The organism is Paenibacillus borealis, from assembly GCF_000758665.1.
Classification (GTDB): Bacteria; Bacillota; Bacilli; order Paenibacillales; family Paenibacillaceae; genus Paenibacillus_AQ; species Paenibacillus_AQ borealis.
Genome location: NZ_CP009285.1, coordinates 7,042,814 through 7,063,763 on the forward strand (window position 1 = coordinate 7,042,814; position 20,950 = coordinate 7,063,763).

A 20,950-nucleotide genomic window follows, 5' to 3' on the forward strand; every position below is an offset into this window, starting at 1 on the left:
TAAATTTAATAAAAAAACCCAAAGCTAATATGAGTTATTACTCACATCCGCTTTGGGTAATGCCTCCATTACGAGTTACAATCCCTTATTTTCAATTTTCGAATTCCTGACTATACGGTAAATGTGCATCATCAGATACAGAATTTCATCTTCGGTACTTTTGGAGTTAAGCCGTTGATCAATAAATTCTCCAATCATATAGGCACATTCATAGACTTGTGGATTCAAGTCCCTAATTGCCTGGATGAAGGAAGCGTTATCATCCTTAAACTGCGATTCATCCTTCACTCTTTTTAAATAATACCTTAGGTGCATGGCAAATCTGTTGTAGTTGAAATCCTTTCTGTCTATTGCAATTGAATAAAATTCTTCAATTTTATCAGCGATCTCTAGAATCAATGCTTCGGCAGCGGTGCCTTCATCAGGTTCCCTTTCCTCTTCTGCATTAACGAAATGCATGGCAATATTTGTGATTTCACTATCAGGCAATTGTACATTTAGCTTTTCCTGGATAAGCCTGACTGCGTATCTTCCAAGCTCAGTTTCCTTGGGGTATAGCTGCTGCACATCATAAGAAAACAACATCTGCATTTCTTTGTAGTTCTGCATACGTATCAGTGCGAAATTGATGTGATCAGAGAGGCCAACCACAAGATTAGGATTCAGGTTACTTTTAATTTCAGACTGGGCCTTTTTCACGATAAGAGCAGCAACTTCGAACACATTCTCTGGAATTTCCTGAATAAATTTATATAAATTCCTGTCAATCCTATAGAACGTCATAGAAATTTGACTTAGATCTGAAAGTTCATAAGGTGCGACTGGAAATCCGATCCCTTTTCCAAAAGCAATCAATTCATTATCGTTACCATCCAAGCATAGAGCTACGTTGTTGTTAATTTTCTTAATAACTTTCATTAGCAACCCCACCTTCAATATCTGTGTTGCAGGGCAACGTCTAGATCGCGACTAGTAGCAATTGTTCGTTGTAATCAACAATCCGTTTATCCGTTTCATGAACTCCCGCAAATTCAGCGGTATTAGAAATGATTACTGGTGTCGTAATATCAAACCCTGCGGCTATAATAGCCTCTAAATCGAATTCCAGTAACAAATCCCCCTTCTTAACAGTTTGCCCCTGCTTAGCAATCGGTCTAAAGTGCTGGCCCTTTAATTTCACTGTATCCTGGCCCACATGAATCAAGACTTCGACGCCTGATTTACTTGTAATCCCAAGAGCATGACCGGATGGGAATATGTTTGTCATAATTCCGTCAACTGGTGCATAGACCTTTCCTTCAGTTGGAAGGATCGCCACTCCCTTACCCAATGCTTCTGAAGAGAAGGCTTCATCTTTCACAGCACTAAGAGGAAGAACTTGCCCTTTAAGCGGACTACCGATAATAGTATCAACGGATGCAATCGATTCTGCCTGCTCCTCTTGCGGTAATCCGGAAATTCTATCCATCAGCTTATTAAATAATCCTTTTTTCTTACCTGTTTTATCTAGAGAAGAATTGTGTTCATTCATGGTAGTCGCTCCTTTAATGTTCCCATTAATTTCAACTAATAAAACAAAAAGGCATAGCCCAAAACATGCAATAGCATACATGTCCTGGGTTATGCCTTTTCAGTAACAAGCCCATAACTAAAGTATCATACTAAATTCAGTTTGGCAAGAAAAAGAATGCGTTTTCTTTCATGATTGGGATCGTTAATTATTTAAAGAGTCTGAAATTTGCTGAGAAAACCTTCGTACAATTTCACTGTTCTCTTCATCTTTTTCTTCCGAAACTCTTACAGAAGGTCCGGAAATCGCCACCGCCGCAGCAACCCGTCCGCCTCTCCAGATTGGGGCCGCAATACAACGAACACCTGGTTCGGTTTCTTCATTATCAACGGAGTACCCGGAAGCTTTAATACGTTCAAGCTCAGTAAAAAAAGAATCTGCTTCATCCGATAGTTGGGCTTTATATTGGTCCTGGATGCTTAGAGGCTGAAACGCTAGTATACATTTTCCAAGAGCGCTTTGGCTTGCCGGAAGCTTGTCTCCTTTTTCATAGTGCGTCCTGGTCGCATATCGGCCGGGAATAATATGGGTTGCAATAACATGATCCCCGCTTAACACCCCAATAAAAATGGTCTCCCCTGTTAATGCTCTGAATTCATCCGAAGCCCGGAGAATACTTGAATCCAAATCGAAATTGAAATTATTATCCTGGAGACTTTGTATCAGTTGCCCTGATACAGAATACGTATTATCACTGTTCTTTTCGATTAAATTATTTTGCTCCAATGTATTAACGAGCCGGTATGTGGTACTTCTATTCAAAGAAAGAATCTCCATAACCTCAAGTACCGACAGACTGCCCTTTTCAATGATCAGCCACAGTATATCAATGCCTTTTTTTAATGTACCTACTTCGTTCACAACAATCCGTCCCCTAAACATAGTTAGTCTATTCGTTCATTCATTATAACCAAGTGACTAATCAATTTAAAGGAGACATTTAGGATGACTATTCTTTTGTTTCCTTACAATCACCCTAAATTTTTGATGATCTCTTCTGTAGTCATTTTGGTTGCTATGTTATTCATCGCGTAATCCAAGGCTGCTTTTTGCCATTCCTCATTAAGGGTAGATGTGCCGTCAGTAGCGATAGTGACGTTATAACCATAATCCGCGCCATCTCTGCAGGTGTGCTCTACAGCCATATTCGTCCATACACCTGTAACAATAATATTTTCAATGCCCAGTCCTCTTAACAATGTATCTAACTGCGTACCATTGAATGCGCTCATCCGGGATTTCTCGATGACAAAATCACCTTCTTGCGGCTCTACTCCAGCGACAGGTGCAGCTCCCCAGGTTCCTCTAACGATACTTTCTGCTTCAGCAATGGCTCTGAATATTGGAGCTCTATTCCCGATTCCCTTCGCGCCCTTTTCTACTACAAAATGGTTATGGAAGACCGGTACTCCAGCCTCGCGCGCCTTATCTGCAATTGCCTTTATGTTAGCGACCACATTTTGTTTCTCAGCGTGCTGAACAGCTCCGGAAGCTTCAAACTTGCCTCCTTTAATCAGGTTATCGTTCTGTAAATCAACAATTAGTAACGCTGTTTTATTCGTATCGAAGTTCATTTCCATCTATCCTTTCGTGTGTATATTTGCAAAATTAGTGGAGAAGTTACTTCTAACTCAGTATAGGGTGCACCAAATAAAATGTCAAATATAGATATTATTATTGCAATAAGTATCATATATAGGGATTTAAATATTGCCTTATCTTTGTTTCTCTGTTGGAAGGATGGGAATGCAGCAAAAAAGATTGAAGTACGGTCATCTCCATATTTTTTTGAAAGAATCTCGAGAGATGTTCAGAGGTCAACCCGAATTTCTCCGCGATAGATTTCACAGGAAAGTTAGGGCAAGCGATCCTTGGTCTGGCTCATACTTAATGGAAATGCGCCAGCCTTAGATACCTGCACCATTTCATCAGGAAAAAACCGCTTAAAGTACTTTTCCACTCTGACATGGATGTCCTTCTCATACCACTTCGACACCTCGGATGTTTCAAATAATTGCGGCATACCAAGCTGCTCAGAGCGCCTCCCCATAGATCCATCTCCTATATTCAGCGTATCGATCCAAATACGGTCGGCATGCCCTTCCAGCACTTTAGGGAAATCAGGGGTGAACGGTAAAACAGGTGAAATGGATGCTTGAGTGAATATACCCGCATCATGGACTTCCTTCAGAGCTTTCAACCGCAACCGGATGCCCGGTGCATACGGAGCAAAAATCCGTTTCATATCTTCGCGATCTGTTTCGATTGTCAGCGATACAAGAACTTCACACTGTTCTTTTAATTGCAGCAACAGATCCAGATCTCTTGTAATTAACGGGCTCCGCGTCTGAATTTGCAGCAGATCCGGCGGATCTTGAATCATCGCTTGAAGCAGCTGCCGCGTTAGCTCCATCCGTCTCTCAACGGGTTGGTAGGGGTCTGTGGCCGAAGACATAAAGATATTTATGGGTTTACGTTTACGTCGAAGGAGGATAACTTCCTTCCGGTAATTTTCGGCTGCATTTACTTTAATGTCGACCCATTCCCCCCAGGGAATTTCTTTATACTTTTGGATGGGCATTTCTCTTACATAACAGTACTTGCAAGCAAAGGCACATCCGCTGTACGGGTTAAGGGAATGTGTAAAGCCGATATCCAAATACCCCTTAGCTTCATTAAGGATCTTCTTCGATACAATCTCATTTATATCAACGGGCATGCGGCTCCCCCCTTTTTTATTTTAATTTTAATATATCCGAAGCAGGAAGTGTTGTATACTATTAGTAAATAAAGTTTACTAATGGTGAACATAGGAGTGTTACTGATTTGAACAACATGATTCTGAGCAGAAGAACTACGCACCGAAATCTGAAGATACCCAAGCATTGGAGAGTATCAATCCTTGCAGTCTTGGCTGTAGGCCCCGGTTTAATGATGAATAGCGCTTTGCCCTTTTTCCAAAGCCTAGTTCAGCTATCTTTTGGAGTTCCCCCCCATTCCTTATTCAGTCCGGGAATCATCGGCCTTACTGCACTCGCTTTATGCATTCCCCTGGGACCCGTGCTCAGACATAAGCTGGGTGCAAGACGTACATATCAGATAGCCATGGCCCTTTTTGTATTAGGCTCCTTATTAGCAGCCGTCTCACCAGTCCTTCTCTGGTTGTTACTTGGACGTTTCTTGCAAGGAGCAGCAACAGGTGTAATATTAATGATTATGCTGCCTATGCTGGTTCTTTCTTTCCCTATGGAAAAACGAAATTATTCATTACTCACCCTTATAGGCGGATTTTTCGGGTTTGCGGTTACAGGAATGTTCTTGGGCGCTGCCGCCGTCCATCTCAATGAGTGGCGCTGGATCTTTTATGTATCCGGGGCAATAGCCGTAATAGCTTTGATTCTTTGCCATTTTACGTTGAAAGATGAACATCCCCCTCATCCGGAGGTGAAAATTTCGCAGGATAGAGCCGGATTAGCACTTTTAGCTTTTGTCTCCGTTACAATTCTGGTTACAGTGAATAATCTCGACAAATGGGCGGGGATGGCGCTTGACGATTGGATATTTGCGGGGGGAATCCTTATAACGATCATTATTATAGGGTTCGCGGAGCGGACAGCTGAGCATCCTCTTTTATCTTTTAAAATGATTATAGAACCCAAACCACTGCTGGGGATGCTGATCACTATTTGCAGCAATGTTGTAATGGTGTGCAGCCTGTTTACCGTGCAGAGCCAGCTAAGAAACCTGTACCGGATTTCTTCCGGACAGCACATGCTGCTATTCCTGTTTCCCCTGATAGGGGTAATTATCGCGGCAGTTGTATGCACTCTTTTCTATGATAAAATAGGTCCGGGGCTCCTTGGCGTTATAGGCGCTCTGGTTATGGTGACCGTCAGCATTCAGTGGCTGTTCTTAAATGAGTCCCATTCCTTGTTATTCATGCCTTACAATCTAATCCTTATGACAGCAGGGATTGGAATAGCGGTCGGAGCCGGTCTTATGGGCGCTGCCTTAGGAGGCCCGCTTACTCATCTGGTTGAGAGAATGACAACTGTCCAATTCATCAGATTCTATTTAAATCCGGCAATAAGCGTTCTTATTGCTAAAGCATCACTGAATTATACGCATTATTACGTGACTGCTCTTATAGGAAGCATCGTCGTATTATGTTTATCGCTTGGCGTGCATGGTACAGGGAAAGGTCATAAGCTGGCACATAAACCTCACATTAAAGAACAAATATTACGAATTTAACGAAAGGAAACTTCAATTCATAGAAGAGGGAGTCATTGTATGATAATGGAAGAGCCAAAGGGTCATGGTATACAGTCTCTTGAACTGGGATTAGATATCCTAAAAAAAATCGCTGGTGTAGGAAAACCCCTTACGGTTACAGAAATATCGTCACTGTGCGGCATTTCCAAGAGTAAATTGCACCGCTATCTTACAAGCTTCTCCCGAAGCGGAATTCTGCAGAAAAATGCGGATCTGAAATATACTTTGGGTATCGACTTAATTCTTCTGGGTATTAAAGCCTCCGAGCAGTTTGATATTCAAAGCATCTGTCATCCCTATCTTATTCAACTAAAAGAATATCTCAATGAAACTGCAGCACTTGCCATTTGGGGAGAACACGGGCCATTCTTCATTCAATGGGAAGCAGGCAACCGGGCAGTTAATCTGGGAATTAAGACAGGTTCACAGGTGAGTGTAACTGAAAGTGCTCCCGGCAAGCTATTTGCTGCTTATCTGCCCGCGGAGAGAACGCAACATCTTATCGATCGTGAGTTAAGTGAACGCGGCATTGGAATGGACTCGTTAACCGATGAGATTATGGATATCCGGCAAAAAGGATACTGTGTATCTACTGACTCCGTGGTCCCTGGCATCACGGCTGTTAGTTGTCCTGCGCTAGACATTAACGGCAATATAGCCGCCGCTCTAACAGTCGTATTCATGACGGGTGCATTAGATACATCAGCAACTTCAGAGTTTATACAATTGCTACAGCAAAAAGGTTCGGAATTGTCCAGAGCATTAGGATATACACTCAAATAAAAGCAGTCCATTACTTATCAGCCGCACTTTCCGCAATTACTGCAGCCGTTACAAATCAGCTTACTGCTGCACGTAGAACAATGCGGCCGGTATTTTGGCACATAGCGCTCATTCTCATCAATCATTTGACCAAAACTGTCGGTCAGCAAAAATTCGATGGATTTACCCACATAGTTCATGCCCGACTTGTAAGCCATCTGGCTTTGAACTCTTTTACTAGGCATGTGGTATACCGTCTCTTCCCCACCAGTCGATTTACTTGCTTTACGAGGATTCCCATACTATGATAATGATGCAATATCCATTTTTAAAGCATACATTCATTTTATTATGTAAGACTCATTTTGTAACTATTGGAGGATAAACCTATGCTGACTAAAGATGAAATGCCCTTTTGCCCGGTTGCTGTTACAGTAGGATTAATTGGAAACAAGTGGAAACTTCTGATCATGAGAAATCTTTTGGCGAGGCCCAACCGTTTCACTGAACTGCGGAATACCATTCCCGGCATCAGCCAGAAGGTGCTGACGGATAATCTCCGCTCCATGGAACAAGACGGGATTATCGTGAGAACGGTATTTGCTGAAGTCCCTCCGCGGGTCGAATATTCTTTAAGTGAAATAGGGAATACGATGCGGCCCATCATCGCTGCAATGGAGCAATGGGGCAATGGATATCAAGAAACATATAAGGATAATCAGGCAGCAGCATTGGCTGAAGAAATACCTGCGGATTAGAATACGTTGGCATACTCCAGGTAATCTTCAGCGCTAAACACGTTAAATATAATTTTATCGAAACGCTTCGGATTCCGGACAAGCCATTCATCTACGGTCTTAACCGCAATCCGGGCAGCTTCAGGCTTAGGAAATCCGAAAACACCTGTTGAAATTGCGCAGAAGGCGACTGTGCGGATTTCAGTAACTTCATTCGCCAGCTCCAGGCAAGACCGGTAACAGGAAGCCAGCTGCAGCCTGTGAAGCTCTTGTACAGCACTCCCCTCCCGCACGATGGGTCCGACGGTATGAAGCACATAAGCCGAAGGCAGATGATATCCCCTTGTTATTTTAGCTTCACCTGTACTTTCATCTGCACCTTGCAGGGACATTATCGTATTACAGTCTTCCCGGAGCCGGGGACCGGCCGCGGAATGGATGGCATTATCGATGCAGGCGTGCCAAGGCTGGAAGCAGCCCAGCATATATTTATTGGCCGCATTTACGATTGCATCCGCGTCTAAGCAGGTGATGTCACCTTGCCACAGAATCAATTTCTCTGCTGATAGAAAAGGGGTATCAGGAAACTGGGCTAATACCGATTCAAGCTCTTCGGCCTGAATAATACTTCGTTCCTGTAGCTCGGCTTGCAGTAGTGAATCGAGCATCTCCTGATATGGAGCTGCAATGGCTTGCGGTTTCCTGACATTTAATAGTCCCCGCAGCAGGTTTCGCTTATCTGTATAAGGTATAGGAATCTCTGAAAGGCCGGCCTGGTCACTTTCCTGCAGGAATACAGTAAGCAACTCATCTACAAGCTCATTTTTATGTTTCGGAGAGCTAAGTGTTGGCTTGAATTTCTCTTTCAGGCGAATAGCTGAAGCATAGTCTTGCAGCTGCAATTTGGGCATATTATCCCCACCTCACTCCATTAAGTCCCGTACAATCTCCCGCATGTCTTCAGTAAAAGCAATGGTCTTGAACTTATTTTCGGGCGCACCTTCAGGGTGTTCCAGATTGAAACGGATTAAGGCCGCATTGTCATTGTTATACGTCATTCTTTCAAACGGATACCGGATAATACCCGGTGTATTGAAACCTACACCAAGCTCAGCGTAAACGATTCTCCCTTTGTCTGACTTGCTGAGAAATTGGGTGTACCGCCGATCGGCCTCATACCAGTTCTCATCCTGTACAAAGTACCCGTTTTTCCTCAGATTCACATCCATCTTCCCGCCGCACACAGGACATTTGGGCACAAGCTCAGTAGGGATACGGCAATCCCTTGTATGTTCAATCATTTCTTTAACAAGCGATTCATTATAATAAAGGGTATCATGACAGCCTTTTTCACACTGGAGGTAACTGTAATCCCCTTGAATTTCAAAGACCTTATCTTCCGGAAACCCAGCTTTAACAAACTGGCTTTCCACATTCGTTGAGATTACAAAGTACTCCTTTTCTTTTACCAGCTGAAATAAATCTTCATACAGCGAGGTAGCCCCTATTTCAAAGCGGTTGACGCTGATATGCTTGGCCCAATACGCCCAGTTCTCTTCCTCCGTCTTGAAGGGATAGAAGCTGGAAGTATATAAGTCGGTGAAGCCATACTTATTGATAAATGGCTCAAAGTGCTCCGTAAATCTTTTGCCGCTATACGTAATTCCGGCAGCAGCCGATAAGCCCGCTCCACCGCCTAATAATACATATTCGGCTCCTTCAAGCGCTCTTTTGGCCCGTTCCAGACGTTTCTTATAACTACTACGCACGGTCGTCCCACCTTTACTCAGAGCTGTTATTCACGATTACAATTTTACCGTTTGCCGTGTTGCTCTCCATCAGGAGGTGCGCCTCATGAATCCGCTCGAGCGGAAGCACTTTGGTAATAGGGACCTTGAGCTCATATTTCTCCATATGCTGAAAAAGATCAGAAAGCAAGTCACTCTTAACAGGTGTGCTTGTGAATGAGGTCAGGTACACGTTAGTCGGAACATCCACCATTGGCTCAAATCCGCTCATGACCCATTCCCCTGCTAGAATCCCCGTGACACATACAACGCCGTATTCAGCGGCCAAGCTAAGAGAATGCTTCAGCGTAACTGTTCCCACCAGCTCCAGTATTTTATTTGCACCACTTGGGGCAATCGCAAACAGCTTCTCCCTCAAGCTGTCGTCGTCCAGCAGAATATGATCCGCTCCAGACTGCCTAAGCAGCTCGAACTTGTCCGGATTTCTGGTCGTTGAGATCACTCTTGCGCCTATACTCTTGGCAAGCTGCAAGGCTGCGAGTCCTACCGAACTCGTGCCCCCGCGAATCAGCAGTGTCTCTCCATGGGTTAATTTTAGCGTATCAAATAAGGAAGCATAAGCTGTGTAGTACATTTCAGGAATGGCAGCCAGCTCTGCCCAGTCCAGCTGAATGTCGACCGGATACACCTGGTCAGACGGAATAAGTGCATACTCTGCATAGCTGCCGTCAAAATCCCGTCCAAGCCCGCCCATTAAGGAGACAACGCGTTGACCTTTGACCCAACTGCTATCTGATGGATCTTCCACTTCGCCGACACATTCAATCCCGATAATCCGCGGCAACTGAACGGAAGGAGAATGTCCCTGTCTTGTAAAAATTTCTGAACGGTTGATGCCAAAAGCCTTAATTTTAACCAGCACCCAGCCTGGTTTCACTTCGGGTAAGGGGACGTCCCTTACCTTTAGCTCCTGAGGTTCGCAGGGGTGCTCCAATACTACTGCTTTCATGCTGCAGCTCTCCTTCTAGATGCTTTTTTCTATCCGAATAAATAGGGCATTTACGCCAACCGCCATACCGGCGGAGAGTACGCTCCCCCATACGATTTTGTACACATTCATGGTACGCAGTCCGTCAAACAGGATATCGCCAAGCCCGCCCGCATTGATAAATGCAGCGATTGTAGCCATACCTATCGTAGACACTACCGCAAGCCGGATTCCGGTAAAAAGGGCTCTGACCGATAACGGCAGCCGGATCCGGTACAACACCTGCAGGTTACTCATGCCAATCCCGGTAGCCGCTTCAATGATAGCCGGATCAACCCCGTTCAGACCTGCAATGAAATTGCGTAAGAGCAAATACTGATTGTATACGACCAGCACTGTAATAGCCGTAGTCATACCCAGCCCCGTAACAGGAATCATCATCGCAAATAGTGCAACACTCGGAATGGAATAGATGACCGAGAATAAATAAACCAGCACCTTGGACAACGTTATAGATGTCATGGATAGAAAGGTCAGAACCGAGGCAAGTAAGAGGGATACCAGCAGCGTGATACCCACTATCTCCAGATGCTCGAGAAGCGCCGTTCCCCATTTATCGGGGTGACCAGTGATATATTCAATCAAACTAATCCCTCCCAGAACTTCTCCTGTTCACGGGAAGAGGCAATTAAGGAGGCTACGAAGCCATCTGCGGGGGAAGAAGCAATATTCTTCGGCGTATCGAATTGACAGACCCGGCCCTGATCCATAACAATAACCCGGTTACCCAGTTTAAAAGCTTCATTGATATCGTGGGTCACGAACAGAAAGGTTTTCTTCAGTCCCCCGTGGATGCGCAGCAGCTCATCCTGCAGATTCATCCGGGTGATAGCATCTATGGCTCCAAAAGGCTCATCCAGCAGCATAATCTTGGGATCTGACGCCAGCGCCCTAGCAAGGCCAATCCGCTGTTGCTGGCCGCCTGACAATTGGGCCGGATAGCGGCTCTTAAACACCGCCGGTGTAAGGCCTACAAGGGATAATAATTCATCCACTCTTGCTGCAATCTTTGCGGTATCCCATTTTAAAAGCTTAGGTACAGCGGCCACATTCTGCTTTATCGTCATATGCGGAAACAGGCCTACCTGTTGTATGACATAACCGATGCGTCTTCTTACCAAAACTGGATCAAGGGCAGCGATATTTTCTCCAAATAACGTAATGCTGCCTTCATCCGGTTCATACAGACGGTTAATCATTTTCAGCAATGTTGTTTTGCCGGAGCCGGAGGAGCCCAGAATCGTAATGAACTCCCCCTCCTCAATGGACAGATTGACATGATCCACCGCGTAAGTACCGGTCTGACTATATATCTTGCTCACATTGCTGATTTCGATCGCAGTCTGTGCCATGTTACCCTCCATGAATTCCGTTTATTTAATGGAGTCGTAGAACTCCTTAGCTACATCTTCATACTCTTCCTTGTCCACATCCACCTTTGCATTCAAGGCAGTGATCGTTTGAGTATCCAGCGCAGCACTTACTTTATTAATCGCTTCCGCAATGTCCGGATTAGCATTCAGGATTTCGTCACGGACAACAGGAGCCAGGTTATACGGCGGCCATACCTGCTTGTCGTCTTCCAGCAGTGTGAATTCATCCGTATTTGCAAGCATGCCTTCGGTTGTATAGGCCGGAGCGACATCCGCCTCATCATTAGAGAGTACTTCATATTTCAGACTGTTATCATAGACCTTCGAGGACTTCCATTTCAGCGGACCATAGACCTTCTCCAGCATTGGAATGCCGTCTTCACGCTGATCCACTTCACCCTGTGAGGCAAACCGCAGCTCTGCAGCATGCTTTTGAAGATCAGAAATCGTTGTAATTCCCAGCTCCTTAGATACCGCAGTGCGCACTACCAGCCCGGCTCCGTCGTTAGCTTTGGAGTAATTCAGCCAGGTGGCCTGGAATTGTTCTTCATATGCTTTTTTCACCGTATTATAAACTTCGTCAGGGTCAGTCATCAGCGGCAGCTTGAGAATGGATAACAGGCCTGTCCCTGTGTATTCCGGATATAAATCAATCTCTTTATTGATAAGCGAAGTGTGGATGACAGAGCCAGCTATGTTGAACACTCTATCGACTTTGTATCCCGCATTTTCTAGCGCCAGGGCGTATAACTCACCAACGACCAAATTTTCTGTGAAATCCTTGCTTCCGATACGTATAGTCGGCTTTCCGCCTTCATCTTCGTTTTTGCTGCCGCAAGCGGCCAGTGTAAGCATTAATACTAATACCATTGCTGCTGCTGCGAATGTCTTTATGTTTCTCTTCATCGTTAACCCCTACTTTCCAGTGTATTTATATTTGAATAACCATCTTTCCGACCTATCCAGAACTAGTCCGATGGCGATGGACAGCACGGCCACTGATATACCGCCAATCAGAAGCAGATCAATCCGGTTCAGGCCCAGGCCGGTAAAAATAATGCTTCCAAGTCCGCCCGCGCCGATCTTTGCAGCTAATGTCGCGCTCGCTACGATCTCAATGGCAGCCGTCTTGACTCCCGTCAGAATAAGCGGTGCAGCTAATGGAAGCCTTACCTTCCACAGCGCCTGCCAATTCGACATTCCTACCGCGTACGCTGTTTCCAGCATGAAATCAGGCACTTCTTCCAGTCCGGCCACAGTGTTCATCAGAATAGGCGGAATGGCTAATAATATCAGTGCTGTCATTGCCGGCTGGAAGCCTGTCCCCATCACCGGGATTAGCAGAAAGAGGATCGCCAGGCTTGGCACAATCCGCAAAACCTGAAAGAGGGAGATAATCCATTTCTCATATTTTCTCTGTACAGTACACAAATATCCCAGGATTATTCCAATCAAGGCCGAAACCGCCAAAGCCAAGACGCTGATGACGATATGCTCTTTTACAGAGAGCAAGTAAGCACCTATGTCAGTTGTAAAATAGTTCGTAATCTGCTCCCATAAGCTGCTGTCCAAGCTGAACCCCGCCTTTGCATTTACTAGCGCTAAATTAAGCATAAGATATACAGTTACTTACTGGAAGTAGGCACTTTTTTATAATAGAGTCACCTTTTTGTAACTATTGGAGTTGGCGCGGGTTACTTAAAGGTTACTTAATAATAAAAAGGTGCCTGCTTACAAAAAAGATGTCTGGCATATATAGTAGATAGGATAATTAAAGGTATAAGGGGAATTAATGTGATGAAGCTTTTTACATTACCTGTATCACTGCTGCTCGTATTCGGACTTTCTGCATGCACTCAGAACAATACGTCCACGCCTGTTCCAACATCTGCCGTACAACCAACTACAGTTGTTATTCCCAGCCCCACTTCCAGCCATACACCCCCAGATGGCTACGGTGGGTACAGATGGCAAACCGGCGATCCGGACGATTCAATTCCAGTGGTTTGAGAACGGAAGAATTTATTTTCAGACCGATACAAATGCTTCATTATATAAGGATCTGCAAAAGCTTCCTTATATTAAGTTTGTCTCGAGCAATCGGGATTACACCGAATCGCTGAGAATTAGCGCGGAAGTTGTGTTTGAATACAATTATGAATTAATTGACCGCACGTTGGAGATGTTCCCTAACATTAAGAAGATTTATGGTTCGGCTGATAACCCTATCCTTACTATGTTCTATATCGAACACGGTTCTGCATCCATGTATGAGTTTTCTGATGACAAACAAGGGAATACGCTGCAGTATGAATGGTAACATCCATCCACTGTTTCATTAACTACTATTGGGTGATTAAGTCCAGATGAGAACGGATATATATTACCTGAACCTACAAGAATTGAGTCTTTGTCAAAAACAAAAACCGGAACCTGCAATTACAGGTTCCAGTTTCGCTTATATTTATAGTGTTGCCAGCATCCGCTTAAGCCAACTGATCGCCATTCGTTGCAATAACATTCTTATACCAATCAAAGGATTTCTTCTTAATACGGCGTTTGGATCCTCCGCCCATATCATCCTGATCGACATAAATGAAGCCGTAGCGTTTGGATACCTGGCTGGTGCTGGCGCTGACAATATCAATACATCCCCAAGAAGTATAGCCGAATACGTCCACGCCATCTTTAATGGCCTCTTTAATCTGCACAATATGATCGTTCAAATACGAAATCCGGTAATCATCTTCGATGATATCCCCTTCTTGAACGGTATCGATAGCCCCTAGTCCATTCTCCGAAATAAACAATGGCTTCTGGTAACGGTCATACAGCTGGTTCAGCGCAGTCCGCAGTCCCTTAGGATCTACCTGCCATCCCCATTCACTGGCTGACAGGTAAGGATTCTTGATTCCTCCGGTAAGCATATTCCCAACTGCACCTTCTAATTTCTCAGGGTGTGCACTTACTGCACTGGACATGTAATAGCTGAAGGAGACATAATCCACCGGATTCTCTCTCATCACTTGTTCATCTTCAGGCTGCGTTTCGAGAACTACATTCTTCTCGGCCAGCATCCGCGCGGTATAGGCAGGATAGTAGCCTCTCGCCTGCACATCGCTGAAGAACAAGGCATGGCGTTGCTTCTCTACAGTCGCTTGAACATCATCTGGGTCACAGCTATAGGGTACCAGAAGCTGATAGCTGATCATGCAGCCCATTTGTGCTGCTGGGTTAAGGTCTTTACAAATTCGGGTCGCCAGTGCGCTTGCTACGAATTGATGATGAGCCCCTTGGTACTTGGCTTGTTCGAGATGAGGATGATTCTCCTCCACAACTCCCAGACTGGTATAGGGATGATGATTCAATGAATTAATCTCATTAAAGGTCATCCAGTATTTCACCTTGTCTTTGTAACGGCTCAGAACTGCCGTTGCATAGCGCACATAGAAGTCTACCAGCTTCCGGTTCACCCAGCCGCCATATTCAGTAGCAAGATGAAGCGGCATTTCATAGTGAGAGATCGTCACAACCGGTTCAATGCCGTATTTATGCAGCTCATCAAACACACGGTCATAGAATGCCAAGCCTGCCTCATTGGGCTCCAGCTCATCTCCTTTAGGGAAGATCCGGGTCCAGGCGATCGACATCCGGTAACATTTAAAGCCCATTTCTGCGAATAAAGCGATATCTTCTTTGTAGTGGTGATAGAAGTCTACACCATGTCTTTTAGGATAATATTGTTTACTGGCAGGATTCTGGGCTTCCTCTAACTGCTCATATGTCATCATCAGCCATTGATCAGACCAGCGCTCCTTGGGTAAGTTTTCGTCAAAGCTATAGGCATCCGCGACCGACAGACCTTTTCCATCGACATCCCATGCCCCTTCGACCTGATTGGCTGCCGTTGCGCCTCCCCATAAGAAGTTTTTCGGGAATTTAGTATTCAGTGGTTTCATGTTTGTAATCCTCCTGTATTTAAGTGAATTTGTTATCCTAGCAGATATAAAGTTATCGGAACCGTCAGTAAGCTCACCAGGGTTGTAACGAGCGTAATATAGGAAACTAAATTGGGTCTTGTGTTGAATTGAAGCGCGAGCAGCGTTGTATTGGCTGCAATTGGCATCGCCGCTAACAGAATAAATACATTCCGGATCATAGGGCTTACCGGCATAAGGCTGACCAACACTGCCATTACAAGTGGCGAGACTACCATACGGATCAATGTAATACTGCTTACATATTTGAACTCAAATTGTTGTGCTTTCATTTGCGCCAGCTGCATCCCTAACAATAAGGTTATGGTGGGAATCGAGGCTGATCCGATCAATTCGATTCCATCCATAATCGCTCCGGGTAATGTTATAGGCATCACTTGAAAGACTACTCCCAAAAGCACACCGTATAACACAGGCATCTTCACAACACTCAGTAAAGCTTGTTTTACCGAAGTCGGTTGTTCACTGCCATATGCCGCGATGAAAATGCCTATCGTATTAATTAACAAGGTCTGGATGACCATTGTAATAACGGCATAATTAAATGCGGTAGCTCCGAATGCAAACAGGATCACCGGTGCTCCGTAATTCCCCATGTTAGGAAAAGCAGTCCCCAGCAGCATAGCCGACATACTGGATTTATCCGCCTTGATAGCCTTTCCCACAACAACTGTCACAATAACCAGCACCAGAATAAGCAATATATTGAATAAAAACATATAAGCATAATCAATATTTATTTCATTCGTATAAAAGGTGTTAAACGTCAAAAAAGGCATCATCAGATAAAGAGCCATCGTTGAGATTGACCTGATCTCCAGCTTGAGCAGCTTCTGTCCAAGGAATCCTGCTCCCATGATCAAAAATACCGGTAATATAATTAGAACAAATTCCACGACACTCCCGCCTTCCACGTACCCTTCCCAATGTTACTTATCAAACAAAATTTCTCCGTTTGTTGCGATAACTTCTTTGTACCAATAGAAGCTTTTTTTCTTCAAACGTTCAAGTGTACCTTTTCCTTCATTGTCTTTATCTACATAGATGAACCCGTAGCGTTTCTTCATTTCACCCGTACCCGCACTTACAATATCGATTGGCCCCCACCAGGTATAGCCCATTAATTCGACGCCATCTTCAATGGCCTCTGCAATTTCTATAAGATGTTTTTCCCCATTCTCATTCACCTCCCCCTCTTATCACATCACTTAATGCAATACCTCTGCCATCCGCATCCCATGCACCTCCTCTTTGAATTTAACTAACTTGAATAGCTAAGGGGATTTGTCTGATCGACAGATCCCCCGCATGTTCTCAAATCATAAGCGACAAGCTTTCCTCTCCATGAACAACGTGTTTTTTAGTTAACGGCAGTACATCCAAGTAGTCATTTGAATTTGTAATCACTACAGAGGTTGTGACATCGTAGCCAAGCTGTTTTATTTTTTCCAAATCAAACTCAGCAATAAGGTCCCCCTTCTTCACTTTCATTCCGTCTTCTACATGGCTGGTAAAGTTCTCGCCTTTTAACTTCACGGTATCAATGCCAATATGGATTAAGATTTCCGCACCAGCCTCTGTTGTCAGTGCGTACGCATGTTTAGTGCGGTACACTGTGGCAATAGTTCCATCCACCGGAGAATACACCTTTCCCTCTTCAGGAATAATGGCGAACCCTTTGCCCATGGATGCAAACACCGGATCGCTAATCTCGGATAGTGATTTGACCAATCCTGTTAATGGGCTGCTGATACTTCCTTGTTTGACTAATTTCTCTTTATTATCTTTGGCATTATTAGAAGTTGTTGACGGGGTAACGTCTGCTTCTTCCTTAAACCCGATCACCATAGTAAGCACACAAGCCAATATCATGGAGAAGAAATAGGCGCCGATGTAAGCAAGGAAACCGTGGCCCACAAAAACCGGGAAGGTTAATATACTTTTTGGAGTAACCGCAATCGCTCCAGCGCCGAATCCGCCGGCAATCGCACCGCCGATCGCACCGGATATACAGGCAATAATGAATGGTTTCTTCAGCTTTAGGGTAACACCGTACACAGCAGGCTCTGTAATCCCGAATAAGCCGGCGATGAATGCAGAGAGAGAGATACCCTTCATTACTTTATTTTTCGTTTTGAAGAATACGCCGAGAGAAGCACCCGCCTGGGCTGCGACTGCCGGACCACACATTGGACCGATGGGGTCCCTGCCAAATTTGGAGATCATGTTCAGCTCGATTGGCGTAATCCCCCAGTGCAGGCCGAACATGACAAGAATCTGCCAGCTTGCCCCCATTACAATACCGGATACAATTGGACTTAAGTTATAGATGCTTAGAACGCCATCAGCTAGCAGATTACTTGCGGTAATAGAGATTGGACCAATTACTAAATAGGTTAGAGGCACCATAATAATTAGGCAAAAGAATGGCGTTAACAGATTACGTACAGTCTCATGAAGAAGCTTCTTGAAGAAGTCTTCAACAAATTTGAGCACCCAAATAGCTAGAATAATTGGAATAACCGTACTGCTGTATTTAGCCAAAATGATTGGAATGCCGATGAAATCAAGCGATTCTTTCCCCACATACGCTGCTACCAGATCCGGATAAATCAAACCGCCAGCCAGGGTTACAGCCAGGAATTGATTGACTTTAAACTTTCTGGCAGCTGTAAAGGCTATGATCATTGGGAGGAAGTAAAAGAAGCTATCCCCTGCGGCTGCAAGTATTCTATAAGTTCCACTAGCCGGGTCAATCCATTTGAAATTATTTAGAAGTGCCAATACTCCTTTAATGAGACCTGCCCCAGCCAGGAGGCCCAAAAGAGGACTGAAGATCCCTGAGATCAGATCCGTAAACTTTTCAAACAAATTTTTCTTTACAGCATCGTCATCATTTGTTTCTTTCTTTTCCAAGTTTGTCTGTGCATAAATTGCATCGTGTACGGCGGCTACATTGTTACCAATTACAACCTGGAACATTCCGCCGCTTTCAACAACGGTGATAATGCCTTCCATTTTTTCAAGCTCAGCCTTTTTTGCTTTTTTCGTATTTTTCAGCGTAAAACGAAGACGCGTGGCACAGTGATACAAATCCGCAATATTGTCTTCTCCGCCCACTTTTTCAGTAATTTCTTTTGCCAGTTGTTTATAATCCACTTCACAACACCTCCTGATAAATAAAAAGACTTGGATTCAATCCGAAATGATTGTCAAAGACAATACTTTCAGATTTAATCCAAGTCTGGCCTCCCGAAGAGTAACAAGTTTGAATCGGTCCTATTTAGTTTTTCCGTTCTAACAAACGCTGAATATGAACCGTTAAATAGATGGCTTCCATATCCATTAATTGATAGGAGTAATGCTTACTTATATGATCTTTAACTTTTTGTGTAATGATAAATGCCTTAGAGTACCTTTCTTTTACCACTTCGTACAAAAAGGGATCGTCCATCACATCATTCTGTTCTTCCAAAAAGATTCGCTGGGCAAAAAACTTCAAATGGGTGATAAAGCGGAAGGCGTTTAAAGACTCTTCATCGATCTGCATGTTCAGCTGATAACTGACAATGCTTAAGATTTCCTTGATAAACCTGGTAATCTTTGTAATCGTATTCATTCCACTGTTTAGTTCTGCATTCACAAAGTGAAAGGCAATGAACCCCGCTTCATCTTCACCCAGGTCAATATTGAATTTTTCATTAATCATTTGCACAGCTATTTGGGCCACTTCATATTCTTCTCTGTATAACTTTTTAATTTCCCAGAGCAATCCGTTTTTTGCTTTCAATCCATTTTTAGTGCGGCTTATAGCCAGACTGATATGATCAGGTAAGGAAATATAGATGCTCTCATTTAAATCTTTTTTCAGTTTTCTTTTGGCTAAGCTAATAATGTCATCCGCGATATTAATATCATCGATCGATACTTCCTGCAGAAGTTTTTTGAACTTAGAATACAATCCTTTATCTTCCAGATAGAAGCGTTTCTCAACTTTCAGATCATCGATTTCATCACCCTTCTTCTTACCAAAGGCTAACCCCTTCCCGATTAATATAATTTCATCCCCTTGGGCATCTATGCTTATGGCAATATTATTATTAATGAGCTGTTTTATTACCATACTACCCCTCCAGGTCTAAAAAATAGAAAAGCAAGACATCAACAACATATGGAAAATAATCCTATGTTAGTTGAAGTCTTGCCTGATTTAACAGTTACAATCTTCAAGAAGCTTATTTACTTGTGGCCTGATTATAGCATATCGTTTTTATAGATGTAAACCCTTTCTTTCAGAAAACAATTATTTGAATTTTGCCGATAATATTCGGAATGCTAATAAAGCGACTCCAGGACTTTAGTAGTTTGCACCTTACTTACTCGTTGCTCTTCGAATTATAGGTACAATGTCCGCAGCTATTCGTTCGATGCTTTCAGCAACTTTATGATAAGGGATTCCGCCAATATCAATTTGGGCAAGAAACCGCTTATGACCATATATAGTCCAATCTCTATGCCATCTTTAGTATGGTTTTCCTCTCCCATGGGAACCATCTCCTCATATTATTCTTAATTAGTCATTGTTACAACAACCCTCGTCTTCATTTAGATGTCCTGAACGTTCAATTTTCGTTTTGAGATATTTCTCGTTATACTCAGAGATATCTCCCCATAGCTGTACCCGGCCTTCCAGGTCTAGTCCGGCTTGACGAAGTGCTTCTAATTTTTTGGGATTGTTCGTAATCAATGTAACTGGTTTGGTACGAAGCACCTTTAATACCTTAATGGCATCGCTGTAATCACGCGAGTCATCCACAAATCCAAGTTTAAGATTAGCATCTACTGTGTCGTATCCATTTTCCTGCAAAATATAAGCAAGTGCCTTACTGAAGAGGCCTATGCCTCTCCCCTCATGATTCGCCAAATAAAAGATCGCACCATGTCCGTGGTCCGCAATATGCTTCATCGCCTGTTTAAGCTGATATCCGCAATCGCAGCGCTTGCTGCCGAAAATATCTCCGGTATGGCAGATGGAATGAAACCGGATCAACGCATGGCCGGCATTCTGAAAGTCACCATGAACAAGTACACTCGATTGTTGCAGTTCAGCCAGATTAGCGGAGGATAGCTTTGCGATAATATGCTCGAAATCTTCTGTCACCTCATCACAATTAAGCCAGCAATACCATTTGAACTGGGCAGTATCCCCAAGTAAATTAACCGGCAGATTAATGGGGCCGACCAGATATATGGCTCCCTTTTCGGTTTTGATCAGTTTTATTTTGTCCTGCAGATGTGAGAGTACCTGAGAATTCAGACTTTGTGTACCTGGCATATAGAGGACTCCTTTATGTTGTTTTCCATGAAAAGCATGTCTTATTTTGCGCTAAAAATCCCCCGCTATGTAGAATGATTCCATGAAAAACAAAAAGCAATGGA

21 protein-coding genes and 2 pseudogenes are annotated in these 20,950 nt (G+C 43.8%); 4 read left to right on the forward strand and 19 right to left on the reverse strand.

Translation table 11 applies throughout. The features are described 5' to 3' along the window. Nucleotides 1-75: 75 nt before the first annotated feature. The 5 genes from PBOR_RS29640 to PBOR_RS29660 form a co-directional block, all read right to left on the reverse strand. Complete coding sequence (locus PBOR_RS29640) at nucleotides 76-918, reverse strand: PRD domain-containing protein (protein WP_042217469.1); 843 nt, start codon at nucleotides 916-918, stop codon at nucleotides 76-78. 40 nt (nucleotides 919-958) lie between these two features. Next, complete coding sequence (locus PBOR_RS29645; protein ID WP_042217470.1) at nucleotides 959-1,531, reverse strand: PTS sugar transporter subunit IIA; 573 nt, start codon at nucleotides 1,529-1,531, stop codon at nucleotides 959-961. A gap of 183 nt (nucleotides 1,532-1,714) precedes the next feature. Beyond that, a complete protein-coding gene (locus PBOR_RS29650) occupies nucleotides 1,715-2,431 on the reverse strand; it encodes an IclR family transcriptional regulator (protein ID WP_042217472.1) in 717 nt (238 codons plus the stop codon). 110 nt (nucleotides 2,432-2,541) lie between these two features. Continuing rightward, nucleotides 2,542-3,144, reverse strand: a complete 603-nt coding sequence (locus PBOR_RS29655) for a cysteine hydrolase family protein (protein ID WP_042217474.1) — start codon at nucleotides 3,142-3,144, stop codon at nucleotides 2,542-2,544. Nucleotides 3,145-3,425: 281 nt separating this feature from the next. Then, the gene (locus PBOR_RS29660; protein WP_042217475.1) at nucleotides 3,426-4,289 is read right to left on the reverse strand and encodes an SPL family radical SAM protein; all 864 of its coding nucleotides are present in this window, start codon (nucleotides 4,287-4,289) and stop codon (nucleotides 3,426-3,428) included. 116 nt (nucleotides 4,290-4,405) lie between these two features. On the opposite strand from PBOR_RS29660, the gene PBOR_RS29665 reads away from it, so the two are divergent. The 3 genes from PBOR_RS29665 (at nucleotide 4,406) to PBOR_RS29675 (ending at nucleotide 7,365) form a co-directional block, all read left to right on the forward strand. Beyond that, nucleotides 4,406-5,824, forward strand: a complete 1,419-nt coding sequence (locus PBOR_RS29665; protein WP_245648315.1) for an MFS transporter — start codon at nucleotides 4,406-4,408, stop codon at nucleotides 5,822-5,824. A 39-nt stretch (nucleotides 5,825-5,863) separates the two neighbouring features. Further along, nucleotides 5,864-6,628: an IclR family transcriptional regulator gene (locus PBOR_RS29670; RefSeq protein WP_042217477.1), complete on the forward strand. Its 765-nt coding sequence runs from the start codon at nucleotides 5,864-5,866 to the stop codon at nucleotides 6,626-6,628. 368 nt (nucleotides 6,629-6,996) lie between these two features. Next, entirely contained in the window at nucleotides 6,997-7,365 is a 369-nt protein-coding gene (locus tag PBOR_RS29675; RefSeq protein WP_042217479.1) for a winged helix-turn-helix transcriptional regulator, read from the forward strand. Here PBOR_RS29675 and PBOR_RS29680 read toward each other — a convergent pair. From PBOR_RS29680 to PBOR_RS29710, 7 genes are read right to left on the reverse strand one after another with little or no spacing between them, the layout of a single operon-like run. Then, on the reverse strand, nucleotides 7,362-8,255 hold the full coding sequence (locus PBOR_RS29680) for a protein-ADP-ribose hydrolase (RefSeq protein ID WP_052429697.1): 894 nt from the start codon (nucleotides 8,253-8,255) through the stop codon (nucleotides 7,362-7,364). The genes PBOR_RS29675 and PBOR_RS29680 overlap by 4 nt on opposite strands. Nucleotides 8,256-8,267: 12 nt before the next feature. Next, on the reverse strand, nucleotides 8,268-9,113 hold the full coding sequence (locus PBOR_RS29685) for an SIR2 family NAD-dependent protein deacylase (protein WP_042217480.1): 846 nt from the start codon (nucleotides 9,111-9,113) through the stop codon (nucleotides 8,268-8,270). A 13-nt stretch (nucleotides 9,114-9,126) separates the two neighbouring features. Then, a complete protein-coding gene (locus PBOR_RS29690; protein ID WP_042217482.1) occupies nucleotides 9,127-10,101 on the reverse strand; it encodes a zinc-binding alcohol dehydrogenase family protein in 975 nt (324 codons plus the stop codon). A gap of 15 nt (nucleotides 10,102-10,116) precedes the next feature. Then, nucleotides 10,117-10,725 carry an ABC transporter permease gene (locus PBOR_RS29695; RefSeq protein WP_042217484.1) on the reverse strand — a complete coding sequence of 203 codons (609 nt, stop codon included), beginning with the start codon at nucleotides 10,723-10,725 and terminating at the stop codon, nucleotides 10,117-10,119. Further along, complete coding sequence (locus PBOR_RS29700; protein WP_042217486.1) at nucleotides 10,722-11,492, reverse strand: ABC transporter ATP-binding protein; 771 nt, start codon at nucleotides 11,490-11,492, stop codon at nucleotides 10,722-10,724. The genes PBOR_RS29695 and PBOR_RS29700 overlap by 4 nt, the downstream gene beginning before the upstream one ends. A 21-nt stretch (nucleotides 11,493-11,513) precedes the next feature. Beyond that, nucleotides 11,514-12,419: a glycine betaine ABC transporter substrate-binding protein gene (locus PBOR_RS29705; protein WP_042217487.1), complete on the reverse strand. Its 906-nt coding sequence runs from the start codon at nucleotides 12,417-12,419 to the stop codon at nucleotides 11,514-11,516. A 9-nt stretch (nucleotides 12,420-12,428) separates the two neighbouring features. Next, nucleotides 12,429-13,085: an ABC transporter permease gene (locus PBOR_RS29710; RefSeq protein WP_042217488.1), complete on the reverse strand. Its 657-nt coding sequence runs from the start codon at nucleotides 13,083-13,085 to the stop codon at nucleotides 12,429-12,431. Between the two features lie 376 nt (nucleotides 13,086-13,461). Here PBOR_RS29710 and PBOR_RS29715 point away from each other — a divergent pair, with 376 nt between their 5' ends. Continuing rightward, a complete protein-coding gene (locus PBOR_RS29715; RefSeq protein WP_042217489.1) occupies nucleotides 13,462-13,833 on the forward strand; it encodes a pyridoxamine 5'-phosphate oxidase family protein in 372 nt (123 codons plus the stop codon). Nucleotides 13,834-13,999: 166 nt separating this feature from the next. Here the strand turns inward: PBOR_RS29715 and PBOR_RS29720 are convergent, their stop codons facing one another. The 7 genes and pseudogenes from PBOR_RS29720 to PBOR_RS29745 form a co-directional block, all read right to left on the reverse strand. Further along, complete coding sequence (locus PBOR_RS29720; protein WP_042217490.1) at nucleotides 14,000-15,472, reverse strand: glycoside hydrolase family 1 protein; 1,473 nt, start codon at nucleotides 15,470-15,472, stop codon at nucleotides 14,000-14,002. A gap of 32 nt (nucleotides 15,473-15,504) precedes the next feature. Beyond that, nucleotides 15,505-16,407: an AEC family transporter gene (locus PBOR_RS29725; protein WP_042217491.1), complete on the reverse strand. Its 903-nt coding sequence runs from the start codon at nucleotides 16,405-16,407 to the stop codon at nucleotides 15,505-15,507. Nucleotides 16,408-16,440: 33 nt separating this feature from the next. Then, nucleotides 16,441-16,683 (reverse strand): annotated as a pseudogene (locus PBOR_RS29730) (family 1 glycosylhydrolase); the annotation flags it as partial. A gap of 142 nt (nucleotides 16,684-16,825) precedes the next feature. Further along, on the reverse strand, nucleotides 16,826-18,670 hold the full coding sequence (locus PBOR_RS29735; protein WP_042217493.1) for a beta-glucoside-specific PTS transporter subunit IIABC: 1,845 nt from the start codon (nucleotides 18,668-18,670) through the stop codon (nucleotides 16,826-16,828). Between the two features lie 124 nt (nucleotides 18,671-18,794). Then, nucleotides 18,795-19,634 (reverse strand): BglG family transcription antiterminator LicT, encoded by an 840-nt coding sequence (gene licT / locus PBOR_RS29740; RefSeq protein WP_042217494.1) that lies wholly within the window; start codon nucleotides 19,632-19,634, stop codon nucleotides 18,795-18,797. Between the two features lie 249 nt (nucleotides 19,635-19,883). Next, nucleotides 19,884-20,006 (reverse strand): annotated as a pseudogene (locus tag PBOR_RS38665) (LLM class flavin-dependent oxidoreductase); the annotation flags it as partial. Nucleotides 20,007-20,084: 78 nt separating this feature from the next. Continuing rightward, complete coding sequence (locus PBOR_RS29745; protein WP_042217495.1) at nucleotides 20,085-20,846, reverse strand: GTP cyclohydrolase II; 762 nt, start codon at nucleotides 20,844-20,846, stop codon at nucleotides 20,085-20,087. Nucleotides 20,847-20,950: the final 104 nt, after the last annotated feature.

Excerpts from the sequence above, each read along its gene's own strand:
- PBOR_RS29675 (WP_042217479.1), top strand. The coding sequence starts at position 6,997 with ATGCTGACTAAAGATGAAATGCCCTTTTGCCCGGTTGCTGTTACAGTA.
- PBOR_RS29720 (WP_042217490.1), bottom strand. The coding sequence starts at position 15,472 with ATGAAACCACTGAATACTAAATTCCCGAAAAACTTCTTATGGGGAGGC.
- PBOR_RS29640 (WP_042217469.1), bottom strand. The coding sequence starts at position 918 with ATGAAAGTTATTAAGAAAATTAACAACAACGTAGCTCTATGCTTGGAT.
- PBOR_RS29660 (WP_042217475.1), bottom strand. The coding sequence starts at position 4,289 with ATGCCCGTTGATATAAATGAGATTGTATCGAAGAAGATCCTTAATGAA.
- PBOR_RS29705 (WP_042217487.1), bottom strand. The coding sequence starts at position 12,419 with ATGAAGAGAAACATAAAGACATTCGCAGCAGCAGCAATGGTATTAGTA.
- PBOR_RS29715 (WP_042217489.1), top strand. The coding sequence starts at position 13,462 with ATGGCTACGGTGGGTACAGATGGCAAACCGGCGATCCGGACGATTCAA.
- PBOR_RS29680 (WP_052429697.1), bottom strand. The coding sequence starts at position 8,255 with ATGCCCAAATTGCAGCTGCAAGACTATGCTTCAGCTATTCGCCTGAAA.
- PBOR_RS29655 (WP_042217474.1), bottom strand. The coding sequence starts at position 3,144 with ATGAACTTCGATACGAATAAAACAGCGTTACTAATTGTTGATTTACAG.
- PBOR_RS29745 (WP_042217495.1), bottom strand. The coding sequence starts at position 20,846 with ATGCCAGGTACACAAAGTCTGAATTCTCAGGTACTCTCACATCTGCAG.
- PBOR_RS29690 (WP_042217482.1), bottom strand. The coding sequence starts at position 10,101 with ATGAAAGCAGTAGTATTGGAGCACCCCTGCGAACCTCAGGAGCTAAAG.
- PBOR_RS29665 (WP_245648315.1), top strand. The coding sequence starts at position 4,406 with ATGATTCTGAGCAGAAGAACTACGCACCGAAATCTGAAGATACCCAAG.
- PBOR_RS29670 (WP_042217477.1), top strand. The coding sequence starts at position 5,864 with ATGATAATGGAAGAGCCAAAGGGTCATGGTATACAGTCTCTTGAACTG.
- PBOR_RS29700 (WP_042217486.1), bottom strand. The coding sequence starts at position 11,492 with ATGGCACAGACTGCGATCGAAATCAGCAATGTGAGCAAGATATATAGT.
- PBOR_RS29645 (WP_042217470.1), bottom strand. The coding sequence starts at position 1,531 with ATGAATGAACACAATTCTTCTCTAGATAAAACAGGTAAGAAAAAAGGA.
- licT (WP_042217494.1), bottom strand. The coding sequence starts at position 19,634 with ATGGTAATAAAACAGCTCATTAATAATAATATTGCCATAAGCATAGAT.